We start from the raw sequence: 2,210 nt of genomic DNA, 5'->3' as shown, positions 1-2,210 counted from the left end.
CCCGCGGTGAAGTCGGTGGCCGGACGCGCCGTCCGCAACCCCCAGGCCGTCACCGCCGCCACGACGGAATACGCGGGCCGGCTGGTGAAGATCCCCGCGGCGGCCACCCGCGTGTTCAACGCCGACGATCCCAAGCCGCCGATGCCGCTCGACCCGCGGGACCGCCGTTTCTCCGACACCGCCTGGCGGGAGAACCCCGCGTACTTCTCGCTCCTGCAGAGTTATCTCGCCACGCGGGCCTACGTCGAGGAACTCACCGACGCCGGGGCCGGCGATCCGCTGCAGGACGGCAAGGCTCGCCAGTTCGCGAACCTGATGCTCGACGTGCTGGCCCCGTCGAACTTCCTGTGGAATCCGGGCGTGCTCACCCGCGCATTCGAGACGGGCGGGGCAAGCCTGCTGCGCGGCGCCCGATATGCCGTGCACGACGTGCTCAACCGCGGCGGCCTGCCGCTGAAGGTGGACTCGGACGCGTTCACCGTCGGCGAGAACCTCGCGGCCACCCCGGGCAAGGTGGTCTATCGCAACGACCTGATCGAGCTGATCCAGTACACGCCGCAGACCGAGCAGGTGCATGCGGTGCCGATCCTCGCCGCGCCGCCGTGGATCAACAAGTACTACATCCTCGATCTCGCACCCGGTCGCAGCCTCGCCGAGTGGGCGGTCCAGCACGGCCGCACCGTGTTCATGATCTCGTACCGGAACCCGGACGAGTCGATGCGGCACATCACCATGGACGACTACTACGTCAACGGCATTGCCGCCGCGCTGGACGTGGTCGAGGAGATCACCGGGTCGCCGAAGATCGAGGTGCTGTCCATCTGCCTCGGTGGCGCGATGGCCGCGATGGCCGCCGCGCGCGCATTCGCCGTCGGCGACAAGCGCGTGACCGCCTTCACCATGCTCAACACCCTGCTCGACTACAGCCAGGTCGGGGAACTCGGGTTGCTGACCGATCCGTCCACGCTGGACCTCGTCGAGTTCCGGATGCGGCAGCAGGGCTTCCTGTCCGGCAAGGAGATGGCCGGCAGCTTCGACATGATCCGCGCGAAGGACCTCGTCTTCAACTACTGGGTCTCGCGGTGGATGAAGGGCGAGAAGCCTGCGGCCTTCGACATCCTCGCGTGGAACGAGGACAGCACGAGCATGCCCGCGGAGATGCACTCGCACTACCTCCGGTCGCTGTACGGCCGCAACGAGCTGGCCGAGGGCCTCTACGTGCTCGACGGACAGCCTCTGAACCTGCACGACATCACGTGCGACACCTACGTCGTCGGCGCGATCAACGACCACATCGTGCCCTGGACATCGTCGTACCAGGCGGTGAACCTGCTGGGCGGTGACGTGCGCTACGTGCTCACCAACGGCGGGCACGTCGCCGGCGCGGTGAACCCGCCCGGCAAGAAGGTGTGGTTCAAGGCCGTCGGGGCGCCGGACGCCGAGACCGGCTCGCCGCTGCCCGCGGATCCGCAGGTCTGGGACGACGCGGCCACCCGTTACGAGCACTCGTGGTGGGAGGACTGGACGGCCTGGTCGAACAAGCGCGCCGGGGAGCTGGTGTCACCGCCGGCAATGGGCAGCGCCGCCCCCCCGCCGCTCGAGGACGCTCCGGGCACGTACGTCTTCAGCTGAGGACTTGCGCGTTAGCATTCATCTTGCTAACCTGCTAACAGCGTCCTCCGAGGCGCCCTCACACACCCGAACGGAAGGTACGCCATGACCACCGCCAAGACCCCCGTCGACGCCGCTGTCGCCAAGACCACCGCCGACACCGCCAAGGCCAACGAGGCTGCTGCCAAGGCCACCGCGGACGCCACCGCCGCCGCTCAGAAGATCGCCGAGTCGGCCACCACCGCCGCGAACCAGGCCACCGCCGAATTCACCAAGGCTCTCGACGAGAGCGCCGCCCGCCTGAGCGAGTTCAACGACAAGGTCGTCGACGCTGCCAAGCAGAGCGGCAACCTCACCGTCGACACCTACGAGCGCGCCGTCACCAGCCTGCTCGACCTGCAGGAGAAGATCGCCTCCGCCACCCCGATCGCCTGGGTCGAGGACCTCACCAAGGCGCAGGTCTCCTTCGCCCGTGAGCTCACCACCACGGTGACCACCACCGCACGCGATCTCCTCAAGTGATCGATTGTGCGTCTCTTCCGACGCGATCGCGTCGGAAGAGGGGCACCACGCACCGGGCGCCGGTTCAATGAACCCCA

General features: G+C 68.1%; 2 protein-coding genes. Both read left to right on the top strand.

The annotated features are described in order from the left end of the window. Nucleotides 1-1,632: alpha/beta hydrolase (locus CQZ88_RS16285; protein ID WP_258008624.1), on the top strand; the 1,632-nt coding region annotated here is incomplete at its 5' end. A gap of 84 nt (nt 1,633-1,716) precedes the next feature. After that, nucleotides 1,717-2,133 carry a hypothetical protein gene (locus tag CQZ88_RS16280; protein WP_006941283.1) on the top strand — a complete coding sequence of 139 codons (417 nt, stop codon included), beginning with the start codon at nt 1,717-1,719 and terminating at the stop codon, nt 2,131-2,133. Nucleotides 2,134-2,210 lie beyond the last annotated feature (77 nt).

It is taken from the genome of Rhodococcus sp. ENV425, assembly GCF_002887785.1.
Classification (GTDB): Bacteria; Actinomycetota; Actinomycetes; order Mycobacteriales; family Mycobacteriaceae; genus Rhodococcus; species Rhodococcus aetherivorans.
Note: the sequence above shows the minus strand (reverse complement) of the source record. Positions and strands in the feature narration are given on the sequence as shown.